General features: G+C 67.4%; 26 protein-coding genes and 2 tRNA genes. 14 read left to right on the top strand and 14 right to left on the bottom strand.

Annotation, left to right across the window (positions count from 1 at the left end):
- Positions 1-12 precede the first annotated feature (12 nt).
- Positions 13-1,014 (bottom strand): hypothetical protein, encoded by a 1,002-nt coding sequence (locus tag BJG92_RS01700; protein ID WP_232082285.1) that lies wholly within the window; start codon positions 1,012-1,014, stop codon positions 13-15.
- A 172-nt stretch (positions 1,015-1,186) separates the two neighbouring features.
- Between BJG92_RS01700 and pepN the strand changes: the two genes are divergently transcribed.
- The 4 genes from pepN (at position 1,187) to BJG92_RS01720 (ending at position 5,567) form a co-directional block, all read left to right on the top strand.
- The gene (gene pepN / locus BJG92_RS01705) at positions 1,187-3,742 is read left to right on the top strand and encodes an aminopeptidase N (RefSeq protein WP_232082286.1); all 2,556 of its coding nucleotides are present in this window, start codon (positions 1,187-1,189) and stop codon (positions 3,740-3,742) included.
- 111 nt (positions 3,743-3,853) lie between these two features.
- Entirely contained in the window at positions 3,854-4,348 is a 495-nt protein-coding gene (locus tag BJG92_RS01710; RefSeq protein WP_232082287.1) for an OsmC family protein, read from the top strand.
- Between the two features lie 93 nt (positions 4,349-4,441).
- Positions 4,442-5,104, top strand: coding sequence for a mechanosensitive ion channel family protein (locus BJG92_RS01715; RefSeq protein WP_232082288.1), 663 nt, complete (start codon positions 4,442-4,444; stop codon positions 5,102-5,104).
- 4 nt (positions 5,105-5,108) lie between these two features.
- Positions 5,109-5,567: a globin gene (locus tag BJG92_RS01720; protein WP_308011610.1), complete on the top strand. Its 459-nt coding sequence runs from the start codon at positions 5,109-5,111 to the stop codon at positions 5,565-5,567.
- 62 nt (positions 5,568-5,629) lie between these two features.
- Here BJG92_RS01720 and BJG92_RS01725 read toward each other — a convergent pair whose 3' ends face one another.
- A complete protein-coding gene (locus tag BJG92_RS01725) occupies positions 5,630-6,289 on the bottom strand; it encodes a hypothetical protein (protein ID WP_232082289.1) in 660 nt (219 codons plus the stop codon).
- Between the two features lie 63 nt (positions 6,290-6,352).
- Between BJG92_RS01725 and tesB the strand changes: the two genes are divergently transcribed.
- A complete protein-coding gene (tesB, locus tag BJG92_RS01730) occupies positions 6,353-7,333 on the top strand; it encodes an acyl-CoA thioesterase II (protein WP_232082290.1) in 981 nt (326 codons plus the stop codon).
- A gap of 123 nt (positions 7,334-7,456) precedes the next feature.
- Here tesB and ettA read toward each other — a convergent pair whose 3' ends face one another.
- From ettA to BJG92_RS01745, 3 genes are all read right to left on the bottom strand, one after another.
- The gene (gene ettA, locus BJG92_RS01735; RefSeq protein WP_232082291.1) at positions 7,457-9,139 is read right to left on the bottom strand and encodes an energy-dependent translational throttle protein EttA; all 1,683 of its coding nucleotides are present in this window, start codon (positions 9,137-9,139) and stop codon (positions 7,457-7,459) included.
- Between the two features lie 38 nt (positions 9,140-9,177).
- Positions 9,178-9,813 (bottom strand): hypothetical protein, encoded by a 636-nt coding sequence (locus tag BJG92_RS01740; protein ID WP_232082292.1) that lies wholly within the window; start codon positions 9,811-9,813, stop codon positions 9,178-9,180.
- Positions 9,814-9,877: 64 nt separating this feature from the next.
- Positions 9,878-10,429 (bottom strand): single-stranded DNA-binding protein, encoded by a 552-nt coding sequence (locus BJG92_RS01745; RefSeq protein ID WP_232082293.1) that lies wholly within the window; start codon positions 10,427-10,429, stop codon positions 9,878-9,880.
- Positions 10,430-10,849: 420 nt separating this feature from the next.
- Between BJG92_RS01745 and BJG92_RS01750 the strand changes: the two genes are divergently transcribed.
- Positions 10,850-10,925, top strand: a tRNA-Arg gene (locus tag BJG92_RS01750).
- A 75-nt stretch (positions 10,926-11,000) separates the two neighbouring features.
- On the opposite strand, the gene BJG92_RS01755 is transcribed toward BJG92_RS01750, so the two are convergent.
- Positions 11,001-12,014 carry a magnesium and cobalt transport protein CorA gene (locus BJG92_RS01755; RefSeq protein WP_232082294.1) on the bottom strand — a complete coding sequence of 338 codons (1,014 nt, stop codon included), beginning with the start codon at positions 12,012-12,014 and terminating at the stop codon, positions 11,001-11,003.
- Positions 12,015-12,340: 326 nt separating this feature from the next.
- Here BJG92_RS01755 and BJG92_RS01760 point away from each other — a divergent pair, with 326 nt between their 5' ends.
- Positions 12,341-12,811 carry a lipopolysaccharide assembly LapA domain-containing protein gene (locus BJG92_RS01760; RefSeq protein WP_232082295.1) on the top strand — a complete coding sequence of 157 codons (471 nt, stop codon included), beginning with the start codon at positions 12,341-12,343 and terminating at the stop codon, positions 12,809-12,811.
- 45 nt (positions 12,812-12,856) lie between these two features.
- Here the strand turns inward: BJG92_RS01760 and map are convergent, their stop codons facing one another.
- On the bottom strand, positions 12,857-13,624 hold the full coding sequence (map, locus tag BJG92_RS01765; protein WP_232082296.1) for a type I methionyl aminopeptidase: 768 nt from the start codon (positions 13,622-13,624) through the stop codon (positions 12,857-12,859).
- Between the two features lie 87 nt (positions 13,625-13,711).
- Between map and BJG92_RS01770 the strand changes: the two genes are divergently transcribed.
- Complete coding sequence (locus tag BJG92_RS01770; RefSeq protein WP_232082297.1) at positions 13,712-14,410, top strand: DNA alkylation repair protein; 699 nt, start codon at positions 13,712-13,714, stop codon at positions 14,408-14,410.
- Positions 14,411-14,419: 9 nt separating this feature from the next.
- Here BJG92_RS01770 and mptB read toward each other — a convergent pair whose 3' ends face one another.
- Positions 14,420-16,021: a polyprenol phosphomannose-dependent alpha 1,6 mannosyltransferase MptB gene (mptB, locus tag BJG92_RS01775; RefSeq protein ID WP_232082298.1), complete on the bottom strand. Its 1,602-nt coding sequence runs from the start codon at positions 16,019-16,021 to the stop codon at positions 14,420-14,422.
- 158 nt (positions 16,022-16,179) lie between these two features.
- On the opposite strand from mptB, the gene orn reads away from it, so the two are divergent.
- From orn to def, 4 genes are all read left to right on the top strand, one after another.
- Entirely contained in the window at positions 16,180-16,833 is a 654-nt protein-coding gene (orn, locus tag BJG92_RS01780) for an oligoribonuclease (RefSeq protein WP_308011611.1), read from the top strand.
- A 144-nt stretch (positions 16,834-16,977) separates the two neighbouring features.
- Positions 16,978-17,050, top strand: a tRNA-His gene (locus tag BJG92_RS01785).
- Positions 17,051-17,180: 130 nt separating this feature from the next.
- The gene (locus tag BJG92_RS01790; protein ID WP_232082299.1) at positions 17,181-18,335 is read left to right on the top strand and encodes an acyl-CoA dehydrogenase family protein; all 1,155 of its coding nucleotides are present in this window, start codon (positions 17,181-17,183) and stop codon (positions 18,333-18,335) included.
- Between the two features lie 57 nt (positions 18,336-18,392).
- Complete coding sequence (gene def / locus BJG92_RS01795) at positions 18,393-18,965, top strand: peptide deformylase (protein ID WP_232082300.1); 573 nt, start codon at positions 18,393-18,395, stop codon at positions 18,963-18,965.
- A 9-nt stretch (positions 18,966-18,974) separates the two neighbouring features.
- Here def and BJG92_RS01800 read toward each other — a convergent pair whose 3' ends face one another.
- Positions 18,975-19,679, bottom strand: coding sequence for an alpha/beta fold hydrolase (locus BJG92_RS01800; RefSeq protein WP_232082301.1), 705 nt, complete (start codon positions 19,677-19,679; stop codon positions 18,975-18,977).
- Positions 19,680-19,751: 72 nt separating this feature from the next.
- Positions 19,752-20,624 carry a polyphosphate kinase 2 gene (gene ppk2 / locus BJG92_RS01805; protein WP_269461632.1) on the bottom strand — a complete coding sequence of 291 codons (873 nt, stop codon included), beginning with the start codon at positions 20,622-20,624 and terminating at the stop codon, positions 19,752-19,754.
- Between the two features lie 127 nt (positions 20,625-20,751).
- Here ppk2 and BJG92_RS01810 point away from each other — a divergent pair, with 127 nt between their 5' ends.
- Positions 20,752-21,732: a 1-phosphofructokinase family hexose kinase gene (locus BJG92_RS01810; protein ID WP_232082302.1), complete on the top strand. Its 981-nt coding sequence runs from the start codon at positions 20,752-20,754 to the stop codon at positions 21,730-21,732.
- A 104-nt stretch (positions 21,733-21,836) separates the two neighbouring features.
- Here BJG92_RS01810 and BJG92_RS01815 read toward each other — a convergent pair whose 3' ends face one another.
- The 4 genes from BJG92_RS01815 to BJG92_RS01830 all read right to left on the bottom strand — a co-directional run bounded on the left by BJG92_RS01815 (position 21,837) and on the right by BJG92_RS01830 (position 25,021).
- Complete coding sequence (locus BJG92_RS01815; protein ID WP_232082303.1) at positions 21,837-22,295, bottom strand: DUF1579 domain-containing protein; 459 nt, start codon at positions 22,293-22,295, stop codon at positions 21,837-21,839.
- The gene (locus BJG92_RS01820) at positions 22,292-23,122 is read right to left on the bottom strand and encodes an HNH endonuclease family protein (RefSeq protein WP_232082304.1); all 831 of its coding nucleotides are present in this window, start codon (positions 23,120-23,122) and stop codon (positions 22,292-22,294) included. Before BJG92_RS01820 ends, BJG92_RS01815 begins: the two co-directional genes overlap by 4 nt.
- 114 nt (positions 23,123-23,236) lie before the next feature.
- A complete protein-coding gene (locus BJG92_RS01825; RefSeq protein ID WP_232082305.1) occupies positions 23,237-23,446 on the bottom strand; it encodes a hypothetical protein in 210 nt (69 codons plus the stop codon).
- A gap of 78 nt (positions 23,447-23,524) precedes the next feature.
- The gene (locus tag BJG92_RS01830; RefSeq protein ID WP_308011612.1) at positions 23,525-25,021 is read right to left on the bottom strand and encodes a glyceraldehyde-3-phosphate dehydrogenase; all 1,497 of its coding nucleotides are present in this window, start codon (positions 25,019-25,021) and stop codon (positions 23,525-23,527) included.
- 291 nt (positions 25,022-25,312) lie between these two features.
- Between BJG92_RS01830 and BJG92_RS01835 the strand changes: the two genes are divergently transcribed.
- Entirely contained in the window at positions 25,313-25,798 is a 486-nt protein-coding gene (locus BJG92_RS01835; protein ID WP_232082307.1) for a hypothetical protein, read from the top strand.
- The last annotated feature ends 183 nt before the right edge of the window (positions 25,799-25,981 follow it).

Raw genomic sequence — 25,981 nt, forward strand, 5'->3', positions numbered from 1 at the left:
GGGACGAGGCGGTCAGGAATCCGGGGTACTGCCAGTGCGTCGTGCCCGGGCCGCCACCCGGGTCAGCACCTGGGCGAGGTTGTCGGCCGTCGCGGCGCTACCCCCGCTGACCGTCAGTTTCCGCCCATCGGAGCTGTCGACCACCACCGCGGGGCCGCTGCTGACGAGCAGTGCCGTCCTGGTGCCACGGCTCCGGTAGCCCCAGCCGCCGTAGTCGGCCGCCTTGACGTCCCGGGGCGTCGCCGCGTCGATGGCGGCCGCCGGCACGTCCATGACCTGGACAAAGCCTGCGGCGTAGACCCGGAGGCCACTGCGGTCAACCCGGATGCGGGCGAAGAGGAAGGCTGCCGCAAGCAGGGCCAGCCCGGCGAGCACCGCGGCCAGCCAGGGCACGGCGATGGCCAGAAGGGAGGCGGGGAGCAAGGTGGCGATGCCGAGCATCACGAAGACCGAACTGCGGGCGTGGACCCACAGTCCCAGTGAGTCCCTGGCCAGGCCGGGGTCGCGTTCACGTTCCAGGGCCTCCCGCATGGCCTGGTCATCATCCGCGGACCAGCGCTGGTCCGCCTTGAAGACGAACCCCATGACAAACCCCAGGCCGAGGGCGGCGCCGCTGCCCAGTGCCAGCACGGAGACGTCCACGCGGGAATCCCTCGCGTCCTGCAGGCCCACCTCGCCGACAAGCACAGCGGCGAGGACGGTCGTGACGAACAGGCTCACCGACAGGCCGGCACCCATCATGATCCGGCGCATCACCGCCGGCCGGGACAGCGGCACTGCCTGCACCAATACCGCCCAGCCGATCAGCACGATCATCGCCGCCCCAACCCCAACGACAGCTCCGAAGGGCGCGAAGTCCACGGCTCCGGCGTCGTCCCAGCGGACGGCCAGCGGCTCGGGAAGATCAGAGCGGATCAGGAAGGCGCAGACGGCGAAGGCGGCCGCGAGCATCACCGGGAAGCCCACGGCAAAACGCAGCGCCCTGGCGTCAACGGAATCGCGGAGCTTGCCCATATCCCCAACGCTACCCCCGATGAGACTCCGGGATCGGCGCGGCGTGACGGGACGAGTGACTGGACCGATGACGGGACATCTTGTGACCTGGGCAACTTGCCAAGAACCGCTGACGTGAAAGAATGATTTCACGTTAACGCCCTGACTAACTGGAGGCACAACCTTGCCCGGTATGAACCTGACACGCGCCGAAGCACGCGAGCGCGCCGAACTGATCGCCGTCGACTCCTACGAGGTCGAACTCGACCTGACCCGCGGGGAGAAAGTCTTCGGCACCACAACCGCCGTGAAGTTCACGGCCACGCCGGGGTCCTCAACCTTCATCGACGCCGTCACCGACGCCGTGCAGAGCGTGACCCTGAACGGTGTTGACCTTGATCCCGCTGAGGTCTCCGACGGCGTCCGCATCCAACTGCCGGACCTGGAGGCCGTGAACGAACTGCTCGTGGTGGCGGAGGCACCGTATATGAACACGGGCGAAGGGCTGCACCGCTTCGTGGACCCGGTGGACCAGGAGGTCTACCTCTACACGCAGTTCGAGGTCCCGGATTCCCGGCGGATGTTCGCCGTGTTTGAACAGCCCGACCTCAAGGCCAGCTTCACGTTCACCGTCATTGCGCCCTCGCACTGGGACCTGATCTCCAACTCCCCCACCCCGGCGCCGGTCGAGACCATCCCCGGCACCGACGGCGGTGCCCGGTCTGTCTGGGAGTTCACCCCCACCCCGCGGCTATCCTCCTACGTTACGGCCCTGATCGCCGGGCCGTACCAGTCCGTGCGCAGCGAGGTGGTCTCCGCGGAGGGCAAAGTCACCCCGCTGGGGGTGTTCGCCCGCAAATCCCTCATGCAGTACCTGGATGCCGAGAACATCTTCGAACTCACCCGCCAGGGCTTCGAGTTCTTCGAGGCACAGTTCGGCTGCCCGTACCCGTTCGAGAAGTATGACCAGCTCTTTGTGCCGGAGTTCAATGCCGGGGCCATGGAGAATGCCGGGGCCGTGACGATCCTGGAAGGCTACGTCTTCCGCAGCAAGGTCACCGACGCCCAGGTGGAGCGCCGCGCCATCACCGTGCTCCACGAACTCGCCCACATGTGGTTTGGGGACCTCGTGACGATGCGCTGGTGGAACGACCTCTGGCTCAATGAGTCCTTTGCCGAATACATGTCCCACCTGGCAGCCGTCGAGAACACGAAGTTCGACCACGCCTGGACCACCTTCGCCTCGGTGGAGAAGTCCTGGGCCTACCGCCAGGACCAGCTGCCCACCACGCACCCGATCTTCGCCGAGATCAACGACCTGCAGGACGTCGAGGTGAACTTCGACGGCATCACCTACGCCAAGGGCGCCTCGGTGCTCCGCCAGCTCGTGGCCTGGGTGGGCCCGGAGGAGTTCATGGCCGGAGTCCGGGAGTACTTCCGCAAGCACGCCTGGCAGAACACCGAGCTCAGCGACCTCATGGCCGAACTCGAGAAAGCCAGCGGCCGGGACCTGGACCGGTGGGGCCAGCTGTGGCTGGAGACCGCCGGGGTTAACACGCTCAAGCCCGAACTGGCGGTGGGCGATGACGGAACGATCTCCTCCTTCGCCATCCTCCAGAGCGCCACCGAGGACCAGCCGACCATCCGCCCGCACCGGCTCGCCGTCGGGTTCTACAACCTCACCGCCGCCGGGAAGCTGGAGCGTGTCCACCGCGAGGAGCTCGACGTCGACGGCGGGCGCACCGAGGTGCCGGCGCTCGCCGGCCTCGCTCGGCCGGACCTGATCCTGCTCAACGACGACGACCTCGCCTACGCAAAGGTCCGCCTGGACCCGACGTCCCTCGCGACGGCCACGGCCCACCTCAAGGACTTCAGCGAGAGCCTCCCCCGGACCCTGGTGTGGGGCTCGGCCTGGGATGCGGCGCGCGACGGCGAAACCCCCGCCCGCGGCTACGTGGACCTCATCCTCGCGAACATCGCCGAGGAATCCGATTCCTCCGTGATCCTGGTCCAGCTCCGCCAGCTGGCCACGACCCTGAACTTCTACGTGGCCGAGGAGCACCGGGAAGCCACCGCGGTGGCCGCTGCCGACCGGCTCTGGACCCTTGCCTCCGGCGTTCCGGCCGGTTCGGATGCGCAGTTGCAGTTCGTCAAGTCCTACGCCTTGCTGGCACGCAGCGCCGGGCAACTGGACACCGTCGCCGGCCTGCTGGATGGCACGCTGGAACTGGCCGGACTCACCGTCGACCAGGACCTGCGCTGGGAACTCATCGCGTCCCTCGTCGCCGGGGGCCGCGCCGGCCAGGCACAGATCGACGCCGAGCTGGCCCACGACAACACCGCCACCGGACAGAACGCGGCCGCCCTGGCGAAGGCGGCCATCCCCACCCCGGAGGCCAAGGCCGCGGCCTGGGAATCCATCGTGGTCACGGGCGAGCTGTCCAACGCCCTGCAGGGCTCCGCGGTCACGGGTTTCACCCGCGTGCTGGACACCTCCCTGCTGGAGCCGTACGCCGAGAAGTACTTCGACGCCGTCCCCGGGATCGTCCGGGACCGGACGCACGCGCTGGCGCAGCAGATCGTCGTCGGGCTCTACCCGGCGCAGCTGACCACGCAGGCCACGGTGGACCGCACCGATGAGTTCCTGGCCGGGTTGCCGGAGGACAGCGCCGCGCTGCGGCGGATGATGCTGGAGAACCGCGACGGCGTGGCGCGCGCCCTGCGCGCCCGCGCAGCCGACGTCGGCTAGGCGCCGGCTCGGGGGTCCCGCCCAACTAACTCGCAGCAGGGGCCGTTTTGGACGCCCAGAACGGCCCCTGCTGCCAGCCAGATGGGGCGGGGAGTGTCCTAGGCTGGAGCCATGAGCCTCGACGAACACCGCTACGCGCTGACGGTCCGCTGGACCGGGAACCTCGGCCCCGGGACGGCGTCGTACCGCGGCTACTCCCGCGACCACGACGTCGAGATCCCCGGGCTGCCGGTTCTGAAAGGTTCCGCTGACCCCACGTTCCACGGGGACCGGAACCGGTACAACCCGGAGCAGCTGCTCCTGGCGGCGCTCTCGCAGTGCCACATGCTCTCCTTCCTGCACGTCGCGGTGAAGCAGGGCGTGGTGGTGACGGCGTACGAGGACCGGGCCGAGGGGCTGATGCGGACCAACCGGGACGGTAGCGGCCAGTTCGAGTCGGTCACGCTCAGGCCGCTCGTGACCACTGCGGTTCACGTCTCCGGGGAGGTGCTGGAGGAACTGCACGCCGAGGCGAACAAGGTCTGCTTTATAGCCCGGAGCGTCAACTTCCCTGTGCTGCATGAGCCCGCCGCGGCCGTGGGCCCCCGGAGGGCCGGGGAGGGCTGAGCGGCAACGCCGGGACACAGGATGCGAAGAGGGCCACGCTCGCGGCGCTAATCTTGAAGGAGACCACCGCAGCAGCAAGGAGCACCCCCACCGATGTACGGCTTGACCACGACCGAACCGATAACGCCTCCGGATATCTCCGCCATCAACGTCCCGGGAGTCCTCATCAGCATCGGGCTCGGCGTCGCCATTTGGCTGGCGGCGTCCTTTGTGATCCGCGGCATCACCAAACGCGTCGCGGCAGGAACCACATTCTTCAAGAAGCCGCACTTCCGCTGGGTGGCACCGGCCCTGCGCGCGCTCGACCGCGACCGCAGGGTCCAGCGTGCCAACACGATCGGCGCGCTGCTCAACAGCGTCGTCGGCGTCCTGGTCGCGGTCATCACCACCATGTATGTGCTCAAGAACCTGAACGTGGACATCGCGCCGCTGCTCACCAGCGTCGGCATCCTCGGCATCGCCATCGGCTTCGGCGCCCAGCAGCTGATCCGCGATTTCCTGGCCGGCATCTTCATCACCCTTGAGGACCAGTATGGGATCGGCGACGTCATCGAGTCCTCCGAAGTGGTGGGAACCGTTGAGTCCATGGGCCTGCGGATCACCCGGGTCCGGGCCGAGGACGGCACCATCTGGTACCTGCGCAACGGGGAGATCCTGCGGGTGGGCAACCGCTCCCAGGGCACCTACGTCTCTCCCGATGCCGCACCGCCGGAGACCCAGGACGCCCAGGCGCCCGAGCAGAAAGCCGGAGAATAGAGCCGTGACGATCCCCCTGGCCGGCGAGCCCCGGCAGCCCAAGCAGCTCCTCCAGAACGATCCGTTCAGCCAGCCGGGCTACACGGAGAACTTCTACGAGGCCGTGGGCGGCCATGCGACGTTCGTGAAGCTCATCGACGTGTTTTACGACGGCGTCGCCACGGACCCGCTGCTGCGCCCGATGTACCCGGAGCAGGACCTCGCCCCGGCAAAGCGGCGCTTCCTGATGTTCCTGGAACAGTATTGGGGGGGTCCGACGGCGTATGGCGAGGAACGCGGGCACCCGCGGCTGCGGATGCGCCACCAGCCGTTCCGGGTCACCCCGGAAGCCAAGGACCGTTGGCTGCTCCACATGCGCACCGCCGTGGACGGGCTGGGGCTTCCTCCGCTCTACGAAGGGACCCTGTGGGACTACATGGAGCGGGCTGCCCTCTCCATGGTCAACAGTCCCTCCGGGGCCTAAGCCGCACCCGTGAGTCGTGACGGCACCGGCGCGGCGGCTGCCCTGCTCAGCAGCTGCCCTGTTTACAGGCCGGTACCCGAGCGGGCCAGCACGTGGCCGCGGGTGCCGCTCAACAGGAACCACCGCCCGGCCCGGTAGAGACTCTGCTCGCCGTCGGCCAGGAATCCGAGCGTGAGGGCCGCGAACGCGGCGCCCAGCGGGAGTCCCTCCACACCGGGCAACTGCCTCCCCCAGACTGTGGCGCGGGCGTTGTTGACGATCAGGGCGCCGGGCTTGTCCGGCATGATGGCGGCGACCTCGGTGATGCCCGCCTCGGCGGCCAGCCGCAAGTCGGAATCCTGCAACGTGGCCGTGAACTCCCAGCCAGTCCGCGGCGCACCGACGCCGGCCCAGGATTCAGTAACCGTCACCGGCGGCAGCGCCAGTTCGACGTCGTGCTCCCCTGCCCGCGCCAGCCTGTCCAGCACCGCTGATAGGGGCACCGTCACATCCGTGTGGGCCGGCTGCGCCAGCGCCATGGTCCGCAGCCCGAGGATGGTCGGCGTGGACTCCCCCATGAGCCTGGGCCGCAGCACGCAGACGTAGGCGGCGAGCACATCGCCGGAGGCCTGGAGCCGGATGGCGCCGTCGTCGATGGACCTGGCGCGCGTGGCGAAAGTGCGAAGGTCGGCGAGGTCGCGGGGATCGGTGAATTGCAGGGGCAGGGTGAGGACGTCAGACACAATATCGACTCTACCGGCTCTGCCTCTTTGGGACCGTGCCGGGCGGGCGTCTAGAGTCGAACCATGACTGAAGCAGAAGCCGGATTGCAGGGGCCGCCCACGCAGGACCCCACCTCCTCGCTCCTCCAACTCCTGAACCTCGGCGAGCTCGAGGGGGCGCGGACTGACGAGGACATCTTCATGGGCCCCTCGCAGCAGCAGCCCCGGCATCGCGTGTTTGGCGGCCAGGTGCTGGCACAGTCCCTGATCGCCGGCAGCCGCACCGTTCCCGACGGCCGCGGCGTGCACTCGATGCACGGCTACTTCCTCCGTCCGGGAGACGCCAACAAGCCCATCACGTTCGGTGTGCAACGGCTCCGCGACGGCCGCTCGTTCTCGGCGCGGCGGGTTCATGCGTACCAGGAGGGCATGCCCATTCTTTCGATGATCGCGTCCTTCCAGGATGAGGATGAAGGCATCGAGCACCAGACCGACATGCCGGCCGGAATCCCTGATCCGGAGTCGCTGCCGAGCACCGCGGACCTGCTGGGTAAGTACGACCACCCCGTGGCCCGGCACTGGGCCTATGAGCGGCCCTTCGATATCCGGCACGTTGATCCGGCCCTTTATGTGTCGGCGAAGGGTCCGAAGGAGGCCCGGAACGCGGTCTGGATGCGCACGTTCGGTCCGATGCCCGATGATCCGGAGCTGCACCGCGCGGCGCTGGCCTATGCGAGCGACTACACGATCCTGGAATCGGTGCTCCGCCAGCACGGCATGAGCTGGATTACCCCGGGCATGTCCGTGGCGAGCCTGGACCACGCGATGTGGTGGCACCGGCCGGTCCGGGTGGATGAGTGGCTGCTCTACGTCCAGGAGTCCCCCAGCGCCCAGGGTGCGCGCGGCCTGGCCACGGGGAGAATTTTCAGCCGCGACGGCAGGCACGTGGCCACGGTGGCGCAGGAAGGCATGATCCGGGTACCGGATGACCTGAAGAGCAAGGTCAAAGGCGCCGTCCAGGCCAAGGTGCTGCAGCACCAGGTGCGCAAGGCCGAACGCAACTGACCGGCCCGCCCCGCGGACAGAGAAAGGCCGCCTCCCCGTGGGGAGCCGGCCTTTCTGCGTTCAACGCCGCGCGTCTATGTCCAACGCCGCGCGGGACTGAGCCGCACGGGCATGACCGGCGTCTTAGTCGCGGGTGAGGCGGCGGTGGGTGACGCGGTGCGGCTTCGCGGCATCCGGGCCCAGCCGCTCGACCTTGTTCTCCTCGTAGGATTCGAAGTTGCCCTCGAACCAGTACCACTTGGAGGGGTTCTCCTCGTCGCCTTCGTAGGCCAGGATGTGGGTGGCCACCCGGTCCAGGAACCACCGGTCGTGCGAGACCACAACGGCGCAGCCCGGGAATTCGAGCAGGGCGTTTTCGAGGCTGCTGAGGGTCTCGACGTCGAGGTCGTTAGTCGGCTCATCGAGGAGCAGCAGGTTTCCGCCCTGCTTGAGGGTCAAGGCCAGGTTGAGGCGGTTGCGCTCACCACCGGAGAGCACACCGGCCTTCTTCTGCTGGTCCGGGCCCTTGAAGCCGAAGGCGGCAACGTAGGCGCGGGACGGCATTTCCACGTGGCCGACCTGGATGTAGTCGAGGCCGTCGGAGACGACTTCCCACAGGGTCTTTTCCGGGTCGATGCCGCCGCGGCTCTGGTCGGCGTAGGAAATCTTGACGGAATCGCCGATCTTCAGCTCGCCGCCGTCGAGGGGCTCAAGCCCGACGATGGTCTTGAACAGCGTGGTCTTGCCGACGCCGTTCGGGCCGATGACGCCGACGATGCCGTTGCGCGGCAGCGTGAAGGACAGTCCGTCGATCAGGGTGCGGTCCTCGAAGCCCTTCTGGAGGTTCTTCGCCTCCAGGACGAGTCCGCCGAGGCGCGGTCCCGGCGGGATCTGGATCTCTTCGAAGTCGAGCTTGCGGGTGCGGTCAGCTTCGGCAGCCATTTCCTCGTACCGGGCCAGGCGGGCCTTGGACTTGGTCTGGCGGCCCTTGGCGTTGGAGCGGACCCACTCGAGTTCCTCGGTGAGGCGCTTGGCCTGCTTGGCGTCCTTCTTGCCCTGGACTTCCAGGCGGGCGCGCTTCTTTTCGAGGTACGTGGAGTAGTTGCCCTCGTACGGGTACAGGTGTCCGCGGTCCACTTCGGCGATCCACTCGGCCACGTGGTCGAGGAAATACCGGTCGTGGGTCACGGCGAGCACAGCGCCCGCGTAGCTGGAGAGGTGCTGCTCGAGCCAGAGCACGCTTTCGGCGTCGAGGTGGTTGGTGGGCTCGTCGAGGAGCAGCAGGTCCGGCTTCTGGAGCAGGAGCTTGCAGAGGGCGACGCGGCGGCGTTCACCACCGGAGAGGAGGGTGACGTCGGCTTCCGGCGGCGGGCAGCGGAGGGCGTCCATGGCCTGCTCGAGCTGGGAATCGAGGTCCCACGCGTCGGCCGTATCGATGGCTTCCTGCAGCTGGCCCATTTCCTCGAGGAGGGAATCGTAGTCAGCGTCGGGGTTAGCCATTTCCTCGGAGATCTCGTTGAAGCGCTGGATCTTCCCGTAAATCTCGGCAACGCCCTCCTGGACGTTACCCAGGACGGTCTTGTCCTCGTTCAGCGGCGGCTCCTGCAGCAGGATGCCCACCGTGTAGCCGGGGCTGAGCCGGGCCTCACCGTTCGAGGGAATGTCCAGGCCCGCCATGATCTTGAGAATGGTGGACTTACCGGCACCATTCGGGCCAACAACACCAATCTTGGCCCCCGGGAAGAAGGACATGCTCACGTCGTCGAGGATAAGTTTTTCGCCAACAGCCTTACGGGCCTTGGTCATTGTGTAGATAAATTCCGCCATGCTTACAAATCTAGTGGCTCAGCCGGGATAACTCACATTCAACGGGTCCCCAGTGTGCCGACAAGGCACCGGCCGGTCGCCAGTGGCGGCAGAACGCTGGCCGCGACGGAGCCACCACGGAGCTGGGCAACGACGCAGTTCCGTCCTGCCTGGACGGCGACTTCGACGGCATCGGTGGCCAGGCCCGTGGGTGTGCGTCCCGCCGTGATTTCCACCCCGTCCGAGGGAAAGCCCGCGGCGGCCACAGCAGCCCGGATCACCTCCGTGCCTGACTGCTCCGTGCCTGACTGCTCCGTACCCGGCTTGGTCCCAGCGGCAACCGCCCCCGCCACGGCGGCCTCCAGGCGGGATTTTGCGTCCAGGGTGGCGGGATCCAGTGTTGGCTGGACGCCCGGAACTGCCGCCGGGACCGCGGGGTTCGATGTGGCCGCCGGGACCGCGGGGACCGATGTGGCCGCCGGGACCGCGGGGACCGATGTGGCCGCCGGGACCGACGGGACAGGGTTACCGCCGCCGGCAAGGGTGGGCGCCGAGCAGGCGGCCGTCGTTGCCAGCAGGAACAGCTGGACTGCGCCAATCGCCAGGTATGCGAGGAGCCGGCGACACGGCGGGTACCGCTCTAGCAGGACACGGACGGTCCCGGACTCCCGGCTGCTGGCATGGGCTCGAATCACGCGCCCATTCTGTCACGGGGCTCTGTCACGGTGCCGCAGAGCGCCGCCGGCCGTCCGGTCCGGATCAGGCTGCGACTCCTTTCAGTTCGCCCGTCTCCTCATCGAGCTCCGCCATCTCCCCGTTCGCATCTTCGACAAACACGCCGTCGGAACTATCGCCGTCGCTGGCCTCCCGATCGCCCGGCGGCTCCTCTCCCGGGCTGCCGTCCGTTTCGACGGAGGCCGCTGTTGCCTGCCCGACGTTGCCGTGGTTGCCGGCGCCAGCGGTGCGGGTGTAATTCGCGGAACCCCACATGAGATCGTGCCCCACGGATTCGGCGTCGATTTCGGCCACGTGATGAATTCGGCCGTCCTTTTCCCAGCTGCGCATCTTCAGCCGGCCGACAACGATGACGCGCTGGCCCTTCTTGATGCTGCAGCCGATGTTCCCGGCCAACTGCCGGTAGCCCTGGACCGTGAACCAGTTGGTGTTCCCGTCAATCCAGGTACTGGAGCCGCGGTCGTAACGGCGCTCGGTCGATCCCAGGCGGAAAGACGCCGTCCCCACGCCGCCGGGCGTCGTCGAACTCTTGATCTCCGTGGCGACGAAGCCCCGGACCGTGATGTTGTCACTCATTTTCGTGTCCTCTCGAAATGTCATGGCCTGGCTGGCAGTTCCAGCTTCACGCCGGAGGCCGCCGGAGGCGAGGGCCGGGCTGGGCTATGTGGACAACCCAACCGGGAGGTTGCGAGCGGGGTGGCGTCGCGGCGTCGGACTCGGCAGGGCGGCCGCGGGCGGCGTTGCGCCCAAGGCACGCCCGTCGGCCACGGCCGGCGTTGCGCCACGCCCGGCATTGCGCCCAGGGCAAGCCCGATTGCCACAGAAGGCCGCATTGCCGGCTCCCGAGCGGCCATTTGCGGCAAGCCGGTGTCCGGGCATCCGGATGTCGTGGCATTCCGTGACAGAGCCGCCGTGTTTCCTGACAGCGGCCGCCCGCCGGGCACGGTAAACTTTTGGAGGCGCGACCCGGCAGCGGCCGGACGGCACGCCGACAGTGCCCCAGTAGCTCAGGGGATAGAGCAGCGGCCTTCTAATCCGCCGGTCGGGGGTTCGATTCCCTCCTGGGGCACCAGAGCGAGGCTCTGGCTCGCGGAAACATCCGCGGGCCAGAGCCTCGGCCCCGTTCAGACGGAGAACAGCAGGGGCCCTAGATCCATTTGTTGTGCTTGAACGTCCAAAAGAGCACCAGACCCATGCCAACCATTAGTCCCAACGCCATCGGATAGCCGAAAACCCAATCGAGTTCCGGCATGGTACGGAAGTTCATTCCGTAAATGGTGCCGATCAGGGTAGGCGCGAACAGGATGGCCGCCCACGAGGAGATCCGCTTGACCTGCTCGTTCTGGGCGAAGCTGGACTCCGTCAGCAGGCGCATTTCGTCATTCTGCCGCTGGGCCACCAGGGCAGCATTGACGGCGAGCGCATTCTGCAGCAGGGCGCGGAAGGCCGTGACACGGTCACTGAGCCGCAGCACATGATCCAGGACGTCCCGGAAGTGGTCCTGCAACTCCGGGCCTGGATGATGGTCCGGTGACTCCGTCATCAGTGACTGCAGGATCCCGGTCAGGGGCGCCGTCGCGCGCTGGAACGTGATGACCTGGCGGGAAAGCTCGTAGATGCGGCGGGACACGCCGGGGTCCGCAGCGAAGAGATCGTCCTCGATTTCGTCAATGTCGTTCTCCAACCCGGCGGCCACCGGCTCGTACTCGTCGACCACCTGGTCCAGGATGGCGTACAGCACGGCATCGGGCCCCAGAGCGAGGAACTCCGGCTCGGCTTCCATCCGCCGCCGCACCCGCGCGAGATCCGGTGATTCGGCATGGCGGACTGTCACCACGAAATCCTCGCCGGCGAAGACGTGGATTTCGCCGAATTCCACCTGCTCCAGGTCATCCAGGTAGCGCGCCGGACGCAGCACCAGGAACAGTGTCTCGCCGTAGTGTTCCAGCTTGGCCCGCTGGTGACCGGCCAGCGCATCCTCGACCGCCAGATGGTTGAGCTCGAACTCACCGGCCACCGAACGTAACTCCGGCGCATCCGGCCGGTATAGGCCGATCCAGGCCATTCCCTCGCGCTGCCGCAGCAGGAAATACGTCTCGTCCAGGCTGTCCGGATCCGCGGTCCTGTGTCCGTCCACGTAGACGGCGTTGTCAATGATCATGGCCGCGCCTCCTCCACCGGGGATCCCTTGGCTGCGACGCTATACCGTCGCATCTCCGGTGCCAACAGCCGGACGTTTCCGCCGGCGCGCACGCCCCGTCCGTGCGCGCACGCCAGTCCGCCCGTCCGCCCGCCCGTCCGACCGCGCCCGGCCGACCGCGCCAGAGACGGCGCGCAAGCGCGGCCATTGTCCGGCCCAAACCCTGCTGTGGCGCGCCACCTTCCGCTGGCTGCCTCCCGCCATCAGCACGCTTAGTATTAAGCTGACGGGCAGTGCTCGCCGGGAACGCCGGCGCGTCCAGCCCGCAAAGGAAAGGTACGTCCGCCATGACCCAGACACCCCAAGGATTCGAGCCCACAGGCCCGGCGGATTCCCAGCCGCCCGCCGAGGATACCGGCCACCCGGAGTACGCAGGAACCGCCCGGGTCCCCGCTGGCAGCGCCGAAGTGCTGCCGGCGGCCGAGCCCGCTTCCACGGAGCGGCCGCGCGCGGCAAGCCCGGAGCCGGTTCCCGCTCCGGGCCCGGAGCCGCGCCGGGTGACCCGCGCCGGAATGGTCTGGGCCGCCGTGGCCAGCGCCCTCGTGGTCCTGATCCTGCTCATCGCCTTCATCCTGCAGAACCAGGACTACGTCCAGGTGAAGTTCTTTGGCCTGCAAGGGTCAGTCGCCCTCGGGGTCGCGCTGTTCATCGCGGCCGTCGGCGGCGGGGTGCTCGTCGCCATTGCCGGCGCCGCCCGCATCATCCAGCTCCGGCTCGCAGCACACCGCCAGCGGAGCAGGGCCAACGGAGGCCGCTGACGCAGCGGCCCACGTTCGACGCCATCGAGGATGCTTTCAGCAAACCTAGGGCAGCGTCAGGATGACCGGCCCGTCCTTCGTGATCGCCACGGTGTGCTCGCTGTGGGCAGCGCGGCGGCCCGTCGCCGAGCGGAGGGTCCATTCGTCGTCGTCGTGGAAGTAATCGTCCTTGCCGCCCAGGATCAGCATCGGCTCGATGGCGATGACCAGCCCCTCGGTCAGCTTGATGCCCCGGCCCGGCCGGCCGTCGTTGGGAACGTGCGGCTCGGCGTGCATGGTCTTGCCGATGCCATGGCCGCCGTGGTCCGCGAGGAGGCCGTAGCCGGCGCGGCGTGACGCCCCGCCGATCGCATAGCCCAGGTCCCCCATTTTGTTCCCGATCCGGGCGGCCTCGATGCCGCGGGCCAGGGCGGCATCGGTGGCGTCGATCAGGGCCTGGTCCACCGGGTCGGGGGTCCCGACGATGAAGCTGATGGCCGCGTCGCCACACCAGCCCTCAAGGAAGGCGCCGCAGTCAACGCTCAGCAGGTCACCGTCCCGGAGCGTGTAGCCGTTCGGGATGCCGTGCACCACTGCGTCGTTGACGGACGTGCAAATGACGCCGGGGAACGGTACCGATGCCCAGCGCGGCCGGTAGTTCAGGAAGGCGGGGGTGGCGCCTGCGCCGGCAATCGAGGCAGCGGCCACGGTGTCCAGTTCCACGAGGGACATCCCGACGGCGGCGGCCTCCCGCACGCGTTCCAGGGTGTTCGCCACCACCCGGCCGGCCTCGCGCATCAGGGCAATCTCAGCTGGGTTCTTGATCATCGACATGGCTTCAACTCTAGGGCCAGCCGGCCCGGTGGCCGAAGTTGCCCGGTGGCAGAGGTGGCCGAAGTTGCCGGTGGCTAAAGTTGGCTCATGGCCAATGCTGAACTGCTTGCCACCATCCGGTCCCGGCTTGCTGCCGCCGCCGATCCGGCCCGGGCCGCCGGAGCCCAGGCCTTTATGAAGTCGCAGATGCCCTCGCTCGGCGTTCGGGTCCCCGCGGTGCGCCGGATTGTCAGGGCGGCAGCCACTGAGCTGCCGCCGGGCTCGCTCGAGGACCTGAAGTCCGCCGTGCTGGAACTCTGGCGCGGTGCCACCTTTCGCGAGGAACGCTACGCGGCGATCGAGCTCACCGGGCTCCGGCTTGCCGCCGGCGAGCTCAGCATGCTTCCGCTGTACGAGGAGATCATCCGCAGCGGCGCGTGGTGGGACCTCGTCGACGGCGTTTCTCACCGGCTCTGCGCACTGCTGCAGGCGCACCGGCAGGAACTGGCCCCGGAGCTGCGCCGCTGGAGCGCGGACCCGGACTTCTGGATCCGGCGGGCCTCCATCACGGCGCAGCTGGGCGCGAAATCGGCCACCGATCCGGCCCTGCTGGCAGACGTGATCGATGCCAACCTTCACGATCAGGAGTTCTTCATCCGCAAGGCCATCGGCTGGGCGCTTCGCGACTATGCCTCAACGGACCCCGGCTGGGTCCGCGCCTTCGTCGAGCGGCGCGGCCCTGGGCTCAGCCCGCTTTCGCGCCGGGAAGCGCTCAGGAAGCTGCCCGCCCCGGGGGACGGCAGCTAGCCGCAGCCATCAGATCACCGGACGGGTGGTGACCGGCTCCTCCGACTTGCTGAACAGCAGTTTGGTCTTAGGGTCCAGGAAGATCAGGTACAGGGCGAAGAGCAGGGCGATGATCGCGGCGGCGTTGCGCGCCAGCGCGAGGGCCAGGCCCAGGTCCGCGGTCTGCAGGTAGGGGAAGACTTCCAGCTGGTCCGAGATAGCGTAGACCATGAAAAAGGACACGATGAAGTACAGCGCCTTGACCTGCCAGTCATCCCGGATGCCGGTGACGGCGAAAAGCGGAATGAGCCAGACGACGTACCAGGACTGGATCATCGGGGCCAGGACCACGACGGCGGCGAACGCCAGCGTGAGGCGGCGCATCAGTCGGTCGTAGTCTCCGCGGAAGATCTGCCAGGCCACGATCCCGAGCGCGAGCAGCTTGCCGGCGTCGTACACCCACTTGGCCATCCCCCAGCCGTCCAGCCCGAAGGCGTTGAGCAGGGAGGCGACCACGAGGCCGAGCAGTCCGATCGGGGCGTACCAGATCCAGATGCTGCCCGGGGCGGAGAGCCCGTTGATCCAGCCGAAGCCGAATCCGTTGACCAGGCTCATGGCATAGAGCAGGGCCAGGCTGATTCCGGCCGTGAGCCCCCAGAAGAGGAACTTCCGCGGCCAGCCGGCATTCTTTCCGGCCCAGAGCAGCCCGATGAACGGCAGGAAGACGATCGTGATGGGCTTGACCGAGATGGAGAGCGTCACCAGGACGATGCCGAGGACAACGCGCCGGGTAGCGCAGTAGTACAGGCCGGCAAGGGCCAGGCCGATCATCAGGGCGTCGTTGTGGACGCTGGCGACGAAGTTGGTGAGGAAGAGGGGGTTGGCGGCGGTGAGCCACAGGGCCCGGTGCGGGTTGACGCCGTGGAGTTCAGCGAGCTTGGGCACATAAATCACGCACAGCACTATCCCGAGAAGGGCGGCGAGGCGGAACAGCATGATGCTGGCCTCGGGGTGCACGTGCGTGGACCAGACAATCAGTTGTTCGATCCAGAGGAAGAGCTGCCCGTACGGGACGGGCGCCTCGGTCCACATCTTGTCGGCGCCGAGCTGGAAGTAGTTGGAAAGCGCCGAAATGCCGTTTTCGTACGGGTTGAAGCCCTCCACCATCAGGCGGCCCTGCCCGATGTAGGCGTAGACGTCCCGGCTGAACAGCGGAACGGAGAACATCAGCGGAAGGCCCCAGAGGACAACTGCCTGCAGGGTCGCCTTGCGTGCCTGCGCCCCCCATACCCGCACCCGCTGGCCGAGACGCAGCCACGAGCGGACCAGCAGCATCCCGCCGACGGCCAGCAGCAGAATGCACAGGCCGACGCCGAACGCCTCCGTGCGCATCCAGATGAACAGCGGAAGCCTGCGGAGCTCGGAGGCCGGCGCGAGCCAGCCGACGCCGAGCGAACCGACTGCCATGAAGACTGATCCGATGAATCCCGCCAGGAGCGGGGTACGGGGGTTGTCCACTTCGGGAACAGCCGCCGTCCCGGACGTGCGGGACGAACCTTCCGTGCGGGACGAACCTTCTGTGTGGGACGTGCCGGTAGCCGTTTTCCCCGTCACAGGCACAGGCGCCGTCATCTCAGGGTCATCCAATCTTTCGTGGGGCTTAATTCCACCGTCAGCCAGCCTTGAAAACCGGCCCGGGGCGCGCCGCCGGGACGAACAATTCCGCCGGCCGCGTAACCGAAATCCTAGCACCGGACGGCTCAGGGGCGGCGGAACGGTAGGCTGGGCGCGTGCCTATATCTAATGAACGCATCGTCTGGATCGACTGCGAAATGACCGGCCTGGACACCACCCACGACGCCCTCATCGAAGTGGCCGCCCTGGTGACGGATTCGGAGCTCAACATCCTCGGTGACGGCGTCGACGTCGTGATCAAGCCGGACGACGCCGCACTGGCACAAATGGGCGACTTCGTCCGCGACATGCACACCCGTTCCGGGCTCCTGGCAGAACTCCCGCACGGGAAGACCATGGCGGAGGCGCAGTCAATCGTGCTGGAGTACGTCAGGAAGTGGGTTCCGGATCCCAAGAAGGCCCCGCTGGGCGGCAACTCGGTGGGAACTGACCGCGTTTTCCTGGTCCGCGACATGCCCGAACTCGTGGAGCACCTGCACTACCGGGTCATCGATGTGAGCACCATCAAGGAACTCTCGCGCCGCTGGTACGCGCGTGCCTACTTCCAGTCCCCCGCGAAGCTCGGCGGGCACCGGGCGCTCGGGGACATCCAGGATTCCATCGACGAACTGCGGTACTACCGCGAGGCCGTCTTTGTCCCCGCCCCGGGGCCGGACAGCGCCGCCGCGCAGAGGATCGCCAGGAAGGTCATGGGTACCGCGGAGAAGCCGGCCCCGGAGCCCGCACCTTCTCCAACCCTTGCCGAGTAGCTGTCCGGAGTAATCTGCGCCACGTTTCGAGGTAATTTCGGTGAAAACCCGAAAATTGGCAGAACCACCCCCGAACAGCAGGTAAGCTATTTGTCGTTGCCTTTGCAGCCCGCCGGTCCACCGGTTGGCGTGTCGGGGCGCATGGTGGGCGTAGCTCAGTTGGCAGAGCGCCTGGTTGTGGTCCAGGAGGTCGCGGGTTCAACCCCCGTCGCTCACCCTCATGAAGGACGGCAGTAAGTGTCCGACCTAAGACGAAGGCCGTACCGGATATCCGGTGCGGCCTTTGTCGTCTGCACAAGCGTCTGTGCAGCTGTCCGTCCCAGGAGCCGTCACCGGAAGGAAACGCCATGAAGCGCACGCTCTTTGAAGAAGACCACGAGATGTTCCGTGAGATGGCTGCCGAGTTCAACGCCCGGGCCGTGGCCCCGCACTACGCCCAGTGGGACAAGGACCACATGATGTCCCGTGAGCTGTGGACGGCCGCCGGCGAGCAGGGCCTGCTGGGCCTCGCGGTGCCCGAGGAGTTCGGCGGCCTGGGCATGGACGACTACCGCTTCCGTGCTGTGCTCGACGAGGAATTCGCCAGGAGCAACCACCTCGCGGTGGGCCTGGCCTTCCACCTGCACGACGACATGGTCCTCCCCCACCTGCTGGCCTACGGCTCCGAGGACCTCAAAGGCCGCTGGCTGCCCGGCATGGTGTCCGGCGATAAGGTCACCTCGATCGCCTGGACCGAACCCGGTGCCGGCTCGGACCTGCGCGGCATCAGGACCAAGGCGGTGCGCGACGGCGACGACTGGCTGATCAGCGGCCAGAAGACTTTCATCGGCAACGGCATCTCCGGCGACGCTTCCCTCGTCCTGGCCCGGACCGACGGCGGCACCGGCCGCGGAAACAGCGACTCCTTCTCCTTGTTCATGGTCGCCAAGGGCGAGGGCTACAACACGGGCAAGCAGCTGGACAAGATGGGCCTGCAGGCCTCCGACACCGCGGAACTGTTCTTCGATAATGTCCGGGTGCCGCACGCTGACCTGGTGGGCGAGGAAGGCAAGGGCCTGCAGTACGCGGCCGAGCAGCTCCCCCAGGGCCGGCTGGCGATCGCCGCGGCCAGCTCCGCCGTCGTCCGGGCCATCTACGAGGCGACCGTGCGCTACGCGAAGGACCGCAACGCCTTCGGCGAACGGATCATCGATTTCCAGAACAGCCGTTTTGAGCTGGCCGATATCCTTACCGAGGTCGAGGTCACCGAGACGTATGTTGACCGGGCGATCCTGGCGTTCAACGCCGGGGAGCTCGACGCAGCGTCCGCCGCCCGCGCGAAGCTGTGGGCCTCCGAGCGCGCCAAGTCGGTCACCGACCGCTGCCTCCAGCTGCACGGGGGCTACGGCTACATCCTGGAATACCCCGTGGCGCAGGCCTTCCTGGCCGCCCGGCTGCTGACCATCTTCGGCGGCACCAACGAAATCATGCGCGACGTCGTCGGCCGCACCATCGCCGGCTAGGCGCCGACCACCAGCGAGCAACCAGCGAGCAAGAAAGCACTAGAGGAAACAACTGACATGACCGTTCTGCCGATCACGATCTGGGGCGAACCCGTATTGCACCGCCGGGCCGCGGAAGTCGACGCCTTCGACGACGGACTGCGGGCCCTGATCGCGGACATGATCGAGACCAACGACGCCGCCAACGGCGTCGGCCTCGCCGCGCCCCAGGTAGGGGTAGGCAAGCGGCTCTTCGTGTACAAATACGAGAACGACGACGGCGCCCCGCCCGCCGGCGTCGTCGTTAACCCGGTGCTGACCCTCTCCAAGATCTCCGGCGCGCTGCCGGATCCGGATGAGGACGAGGAAGGCTGCCTGTCTTTCCCGGGCGGGCAGTACCCGCTCCAGCGCGCCGAATGGGCGCGGGTACAGGGCTTCGACGGAGACGGAAATCCGGTGGACTTCGAGGCCACGGGCTGGTTCGCCCGGGTCATCCAGCACGAATACGACCACCTGGACGGCACGCTGTACGTCAACCGGCTGATCGACCGCTATTCCCGCAAGGCCATGAAGCAGGCCAAGAAAAGCGGCTGGGGCGTCCCGGGACTGACCTGGATGCCGGGCGTGGATCCGGACCCCTTCGGGCACTAGGGCCCAGGCTCACGCGCTCCGGCCGACCGCGGCCAGAATGGCGGCGCCGAGTTCCGCGGGCTTAGTGAACTGTGGCCAATGCCCGGTGGGCAGATCAACGTATTCGACGTCGCGGACGCTCCCGAGCTCTGCGACAAAGGGGTGTCCGGCCGCGATCATTTCGATCAGCATGGCACTCGGGAACTCGCAGGCGATCACGGTGGCCGGGACGTCGTAGCGGCGCTCGTCGTGCAGCCTCTGCGGGTCCTGGGCCACGCCCTTCGGCTGCGGGACGGCACGCGCCCGGAACATGGCCCGCAGCTCCTCGTCGAGGTCAGTGAGGTCTTCATCATCGAACAACTCCCAGGGCGGGAGCGGCACACCGTCGCCGTCGGCCGGCAGCTCCGCGTTGATGACACCGCCGTCACCGAGCGGACCGCTGTCAACGTAGATGGCCCTGGCCACACGGTCCGGGCGGGCGTCAACAGCTCCGTGGATGATGGCGCCGCCGCCCGAATGGCCCACCAGGACCACCGGGGCATCGAAGGCGTCGATCCTCGCCACGACGGCGTCGATGTGGGTGCGCAGGCCGATGCCGGCCCGCGGCGCGTCGGCCGATTCCAGCCCGGGTAGGGTGAGCGGGTGGACCTGGTGTCCGGCCGCAACCAGCGGCGGCGTCACCCCGTCCCACGACGAGGCGTCCAACCAGAATCCGGGTACCAGGATGATGTCCATGCCGGTACCCTACCTGCCCGCCTCCACTGGCGTCACTGGTGCGGGTTAAAGACGTCCGGAGCGCGGCCGCGGTCAGTCCGGCACGGGCCTTTCCAGGCTCGCCGCATGGTCCGGAACATAACGGAACAGTTCCCGTGGCGGGCGGATGTAATTGACTGCCTTGGGCCGCGCCGGCAAGGTCACCGGTTCGGTCCGCACTTCGGTGTAGTCGATGCTGGACAGCAAATGGGCGATCAGGTTGATCCGGGCCCGGCGCTTGTCCTCGGCCTCGACCACGTACCAGGGCGACTCGGCCGTGTCCGTTTGCACGAACATTTCGTCCTTGGCCCGCGAGTAGTCTTCCCAGCGGAGGATCGCGTCCCGGTCCATGGGCGAGAGTTTCCATTGCCGCATCGGATCATCGAGCCGGGATTTGAACCGCCGTTCCTGTTCGGCGTGGCTGATCGAGAACCAGTACTTGAACAGCAGGATGCCGTCCTGGATCAGGAGGCGTTCAAAGACCGGGCACTGCGCCATGAAGCGCTTGTGTTCCGCGGGCGTGCAGAAGCCCATGACATGTTCGACGCCGGCCCGGTTGTACCAGGAACGGTCCATGAGAACGATTTCCCCGGCCGCGGGGAGGTGCTCCACATAGCGCTGGAAGTACCATTCGCCCCGCTGCCGATCGGTTGGTGCCGGGAGGGCTACGGTCCGGGCAAAACGTGGATTCAGGTACTCGGTGACCCGCTTGATGGCGCTCCCTTTCCCGGCCGCGTCCCGTCCTTCAAAAATCACGAGCACCCGCGCTCCCGTGCTGCGGACCCATTCCTGCATCGCGACGAGCTCGGCCTGGAGCCGGAATAGTTCCCGTTCGTAGATTTTGGTGCCAAGCCGCGGGGGGGCCGCTCCGCCATCGGCTTTCCTGCCGGCATGGCGTTTGCCGGAGCCACCCTTATCCTTTGCCATGGTTCCCGTTCCAGTCGTCCCGCGCGGAGCAACCCGCCACCTGGCCCATTCTTGCGGAGCAGCCGAAGCCCCACAAGGGGAGGCAGCACTTCGGACACGAGCAGCCCGGTGCTCCTATGCTGGGCCCATGGAAGCCCCAACATCGATGGCGATGCAGCCCATCCTCACCCTCACCGTGAATCCCGCGCTGGACATCAGCACCTCGACCGGACAGGTCATGAGCGGCCACAAGCTCCGGTGCTCCACCAGCCGAGTCGACCCGGGCGGCGGCGGGGTGAACGTGGCCCGCGTGGTGCAGCGGCTCGGCGGCCGGGCGCTGGCGGTCTACACCGCCGGCGGACCCACGGGAGAGGCGTACCGCCGGCTGATCGAGGCCGAGCGTATCCCCGCCCTGGTGGTGCCGGTCGCCGGCAGCACACGGGAGGATTTCACCGTTGATGAGACGACGACGGGAAAGCAGTTCCGCTTCGTGCTGGAGGGTCCCGAGCTGAGCGAGCCGGAGTGGCGCCTATGCCTGGCCCTGGTAGCGGATTCACTCCCGGTGGGCGGGTACGTCGTCGCCAGCGGCAGCCTGCCTCCGGGGGTCCCGGAGGATTTCTATGCGCAGGTGGCGCGGCTGGCCCGCCTCTACGGTGCGCGCTGCATTGTGGACACCTCCGGGCCGGCACTGGCAGAAGCCCTCGCCGAGGGGGTATTCCTGGTCAAGCCGAGCCGCCGGGAACTGGGGCTGCACGTTGGCACGGCGCTTACCAGCGAAGAGAGCCAGGTCGAGGCTGCCGCAGCGCTGGTTGCTGACGGCTCCGCGGAACATGTGGCCCTGACCCTAGGCGGCGAAGGAGCCGTGCTGGCCTCGAAGTCCGGGATCCTCCGGCTGGCTGTGCCGCAGGTGCAGGTTCGCAGCACCGTCGGAGCGGGCGACAGCTTCCTGGCCGGGTTCGTGCTCCGTCTGGCGCAGGGCCGGACGCTGGAATCGTCGTTCCGCGCGGCCGTCGCAGCCGGCAGCGCGACGGTGATGACGCCGGCCACCGAACTCTGCCGGCGTGACGACGTCGAACGGCTGGAGGCCGACCTCAACTCCCGGGCCGTGGACGGGGGCACACTCCTGTGAGGCCGGGACCGGCCAGGCTGGCGGTTGCGCTGCTGCTTGCCGGAGCAACCGCAGGCTGCTCCTGCTCCGTCCCGAACGCCAGCCCTGCCCTCGCAGCCCGCCGCTTAGCGCGGGGTCGGTGTCAGCAGTTCGACGACTTGGTACGGATCGTGCCCGGGGACGACGTTATGCATGGTGATCTTCTGCTCCGCGGGGCTGATGTGGATCTCCCAGCCCCAGTCCGGCCCCTCCGGCGCGGCATAAGATCCGGTAAGCCGGAGCACACCGTCGGAACCCACCTCCCCGGCCAGGTTCAGCCAAACCTGGGCCGTGTGCCACGAATCTGCCCATACTGCCTTTGCCGCGGCGGCCGTACCGCCAAGCAGCAGCACCCCGTCCTGCGGTTTTCCGTCCTCCTCCCAGGTGTAGGAAATCGTCGCGAAATCGTGTGCGGCCACGCTGACCGTGGCGGCCGAGGGCGAGCGCCGGTACTCGTCCGTAGGCATGATCCGTAGGTCGTTGGTGCCGTTCCAGCTACCAAAAAAAGGGGCAAGGAACTCGACGATGGGCAGGGTTGTATTCATGGCTGCAGTCTAGCGGCCGGTTCCGGGACAGGTTCGGGGACGATGGTCTGCTGCCCGGGGCAGGACCCGAGGATCCGCTTCATTGCATCCTTTTCTGCTGCCGTCACCCACAGCTGGTAGGCGGCCTTGACCGAGATCTGCCGGGCAACGTAGTGGCAGCGGAAGGCCCTGTTCGGCGGAAGCCAGGTGGCGGCGTCGGACGCGCTCTTGTCCTGGTTGGCCGGGCCGTCCACGGCGATCAGGTTGAGCGGATCGTTGGCGAGGTGCTCACGCTGCTGGGCCGTCAGCTGCTGGGCGCCCTTCTGCCAGGCGTCGCCGAGCGCGACGACGTGATCGATCTGCAGGGCCTGGCTGCTATCGGCTCCGCGGCGGAAGGACATCAGGTGCCCGGTGTACGGTTCCACAAGGGTTCCCGCGGCCACCCGGCAACGGGAGCCCTCGGTGAACCCGGCGTCCCCAAGGTCCCGGCGGAGGATGTCATTGCGCGTGTCGCAGCCGTTCCGGTCCACATCGAGCCAGGCCTGCCCGAAGGCGGCCCGGTCGTAGTTGTCCCGGGCGGCACGGCCTTTGACCGCGAGCAACTCCAGCGCAGCGGCAGCGGATCCTGGCGGGACCGGCCGTACCGCCGGGACGGCCTTCATCCAGCCCGGGGCGAGCACGGGCGCCTCGCGCGGTCCGGTGGCCGCGGGCTCGGAGACGGCGAACTGGCCCGCCGCGAAAAACCAGCCCAGTCCCCCGATGACGACGAAACCGCCGGCGGCCAGCACGGCCCATGCCTGGCGGGACCGGCGCCTGGCCCGGCGGAAGTCCGCCCATGTGGTAGTCATGGCCGGTCCAGGTCACTGCACGCCAGCGCGGGGGTTTCTTGCTGCACTCCCGAATCCTAGGCCGGGCACCCCGCGCTCAGTGCGTTGTCCACCGTGTGGAGGACAGGCGGCCCGCTAGTTCTCTTTGGTCACCCGGGCGAGGTCTTCGTTGGCGAGGGCCATAAGCGATTCGAGTTGCTGGACCCGCGCCTGGTCAACCTCACCGACCGCATACTTGGCCCGGGCATCGTCGAGGAGCCGTTTGGCTTCCTTGGCGTTCCGCCGCGCGACGTCCAGGGCGTGTTCCAGGGTGGTGTCGTGTTCCACTGCCGAGTTCTGTTCCATGGCACCATTGTGGTGCCCTTTCCCGGCCGATTCCAGTGGACCGGCCGGGAAAGGGGAACAGACTTCAGGAAATTGCCGTCAGGCTGTTACCTCGACGGGGAGGCCGGCGGCCTCCAGCGTTGCTGCCGCATCCTTGGCAGGGAAGGACGGCGGGTTCACGCCGGCCATTTCCTCCATGACCCGGACCACCTGGCAGCTGTAGCCGAACTCGTTGTCGTACCAGACGTACAGCACGAGGTTTTTATCGTTGGAGATGGTGGCCAGGCCGTCGACGATGCCTGCCCGGCGGGAGCCGACGAAGTCCGTGGAGACAACCTCGGGCGAATCGATGTAGTCGACCTGCTTGCGCAGCGGCGAGTGCAGCGACATTTCCCGCAGGTAGTCATTGACCTCATCCTTGGTGGTGCCGTTTTCCAGGCTCAGGTTCAGGATGGCCAGGGACACGTCCGGGGTAGGGACGCGAATGGAGCTGCCCGTCAGTTTGCCGAGGAGCTCGGGCAGGGCCTTCGCGACGGCCTGGGCGGCACCCGTCTCGGTGATGACCATGTTCAGCGCGGCAGAGCGTCCGCGGCGGTCGCCCTTGTGGAAGTTGTCGATCAGGTTCTGGTCGTTGGTAAAGGAGTGGACGGTCTCCACGTGGCCGTGCACCACGCCGTAGCGGTCGTTGATCGCCTTCAGGACAGGGGTGATGGCGTTGGTGGTGCAGGACGCCGCGGAGACGATCCTGTCCGATTCGGTGATCGTGGCGTGGTTGATGCCGTGCACGATGTTCTTCAGCGCGCCCTTGCCCGGGGCGGTCAGGAGCACACGGGAGGCGCCCTTGCTCTGCAGGTGCTGGGAAAGGCCCTCAGCATCGCGCCAGCGGCCCGTGTTGTCGACCACGAGCGCGTCGTGGATGCCGTAGGCGGTGTAGTCGACCGTGGCCGGGTTGTCCGAGTAGATGACCTGGATCTGGACGCCGTTGGCGGTGATGGTGTCCTTCTCGAGGTCCACCTTGATGGTGCCTTCGAAGGAGCCGTGGACGGAGTCGCGGCGCAGGAGGCTGGCACGCTTGGCCAGGTCGTTGTCCGAGCCGCGGCGGACCACGATCGCGCGCAGGCGCAGGCCGTGGCCGCCACCGGCCTTTTCGATCAGGAGGCGGGCCAGAAGCCGGCCGATACGGCCGAAGCCATAGAGGACGACGTCGGTGCTGGTGCGGTCATCGCCCCCGCGCTTGCCGACAACCTCGGCGAGTTCCCCGCGGAGGAATTCATCCAGGCTGACGCCGTCGCCCTCGGCGCGGTACTTCTCCGTGAGGCGGGCGATGTCGATGGCGGCGGCGCCGAGGTCCAGCTTGGTCAGGGCGTCCAGCAGCGGGGCGGTCTCTTCGAGGCGCAGCTCTTCCTTGCTCATCCGGCGCGCGAAACGGTGCGCCTTGAGGATGTTCATGGTGGACTTGTTGATCAGGCTGCGGCCGTGGATGGAGGTCACCACGTTGTTCTCGCGGTACAGCCGGCCGATCACCGGAATCATGGCCTCGGCGAGTGCCTCACGGCCCATCCACGTATCAAGACAAGAATCTGACGTCTGACTCACAGAACTACCTTCCTAAAATCCACCGCTTACGGCGTCGTACGCGGATCACGGCCGCCGGAGCGTGTCCGGAACCTAGGTGCTGGCGGGGATTCGGTCCACCCCGGGCACCTGCATGGTGCGCAAAGAAAAAGCCACCGGCTGCGAACGCAGACCCGGCGGCAGAACTTCTACGTTCACCATCCATTCTAGGGCGGTGCGACGGCGGCCGGTGCCGGGTTGCGCGTGAAATCACTCACACGGGCCGGTTTCAGCGGAATCACCCGGGCCAGGGTGCGGCATTAGGGTGGAGCCATGTCCACCATGTTCGTCTTTGCCCTCGCCGGCGTCGCCTTTGCCCTGCTGGTGCTCCGTGTGACAGTGCCCGGCATCCCCTTGAAGAGGTTCGCACGCAGGCTGACGCCACTGGACATGGCGGTGACCGTGGCCGGCACGCTGGGACTGATTCTGCACTGCACCTCGATGTTCTTTCCCCAGGTTGTGGCCGCAATACCGGGCACGGAGGGCGTTGCCGGGCAGATCAACGCCATGGGAACGGCCAGCATGATCTGGTACGCGGTACCTGCCCTGCTGGTTATGGCGGGACTGCGCAGGCAGCACCCGGCGGCCCTGGCGCTCCTGGCCGCTTCCCTGCTGGCTGTTGGCATCACCATGTATAACGGCAGCCCACTGTCCCTCCACATGGCCACCATCTTCGCCGCGGGCGTGATGCTTGCCGCTACCCTTTTTCTCCTGGGCACCCCGCCGTGGCGGCAGGATCAGCACACAGCACGCAGCTGAAGCCGCCGGCCACAGCCTCTGCCACGCAAAAGTGCCACGGACCTCCAAGGGAGGAACCGTGGCACTTCCCGCCGGTGCAGACTAGATCTCCGGCAGGTTTTCCTGGTGGGGTGTTACTTGGTGTTGACGGTGATCTTGGCGATGCCGACGAGCATGTCGGCTTTCACGGCGTCGGTCTTGAAG

This window comes from Arthrobacter sp. SO5, from assembly GCF_020532805.1.
Taxonomy (GTDB): Bacteria; Actinomycetota; Actinomycetes; order Actinomycetales; family Micrococcaceae; genus Arthrobacter.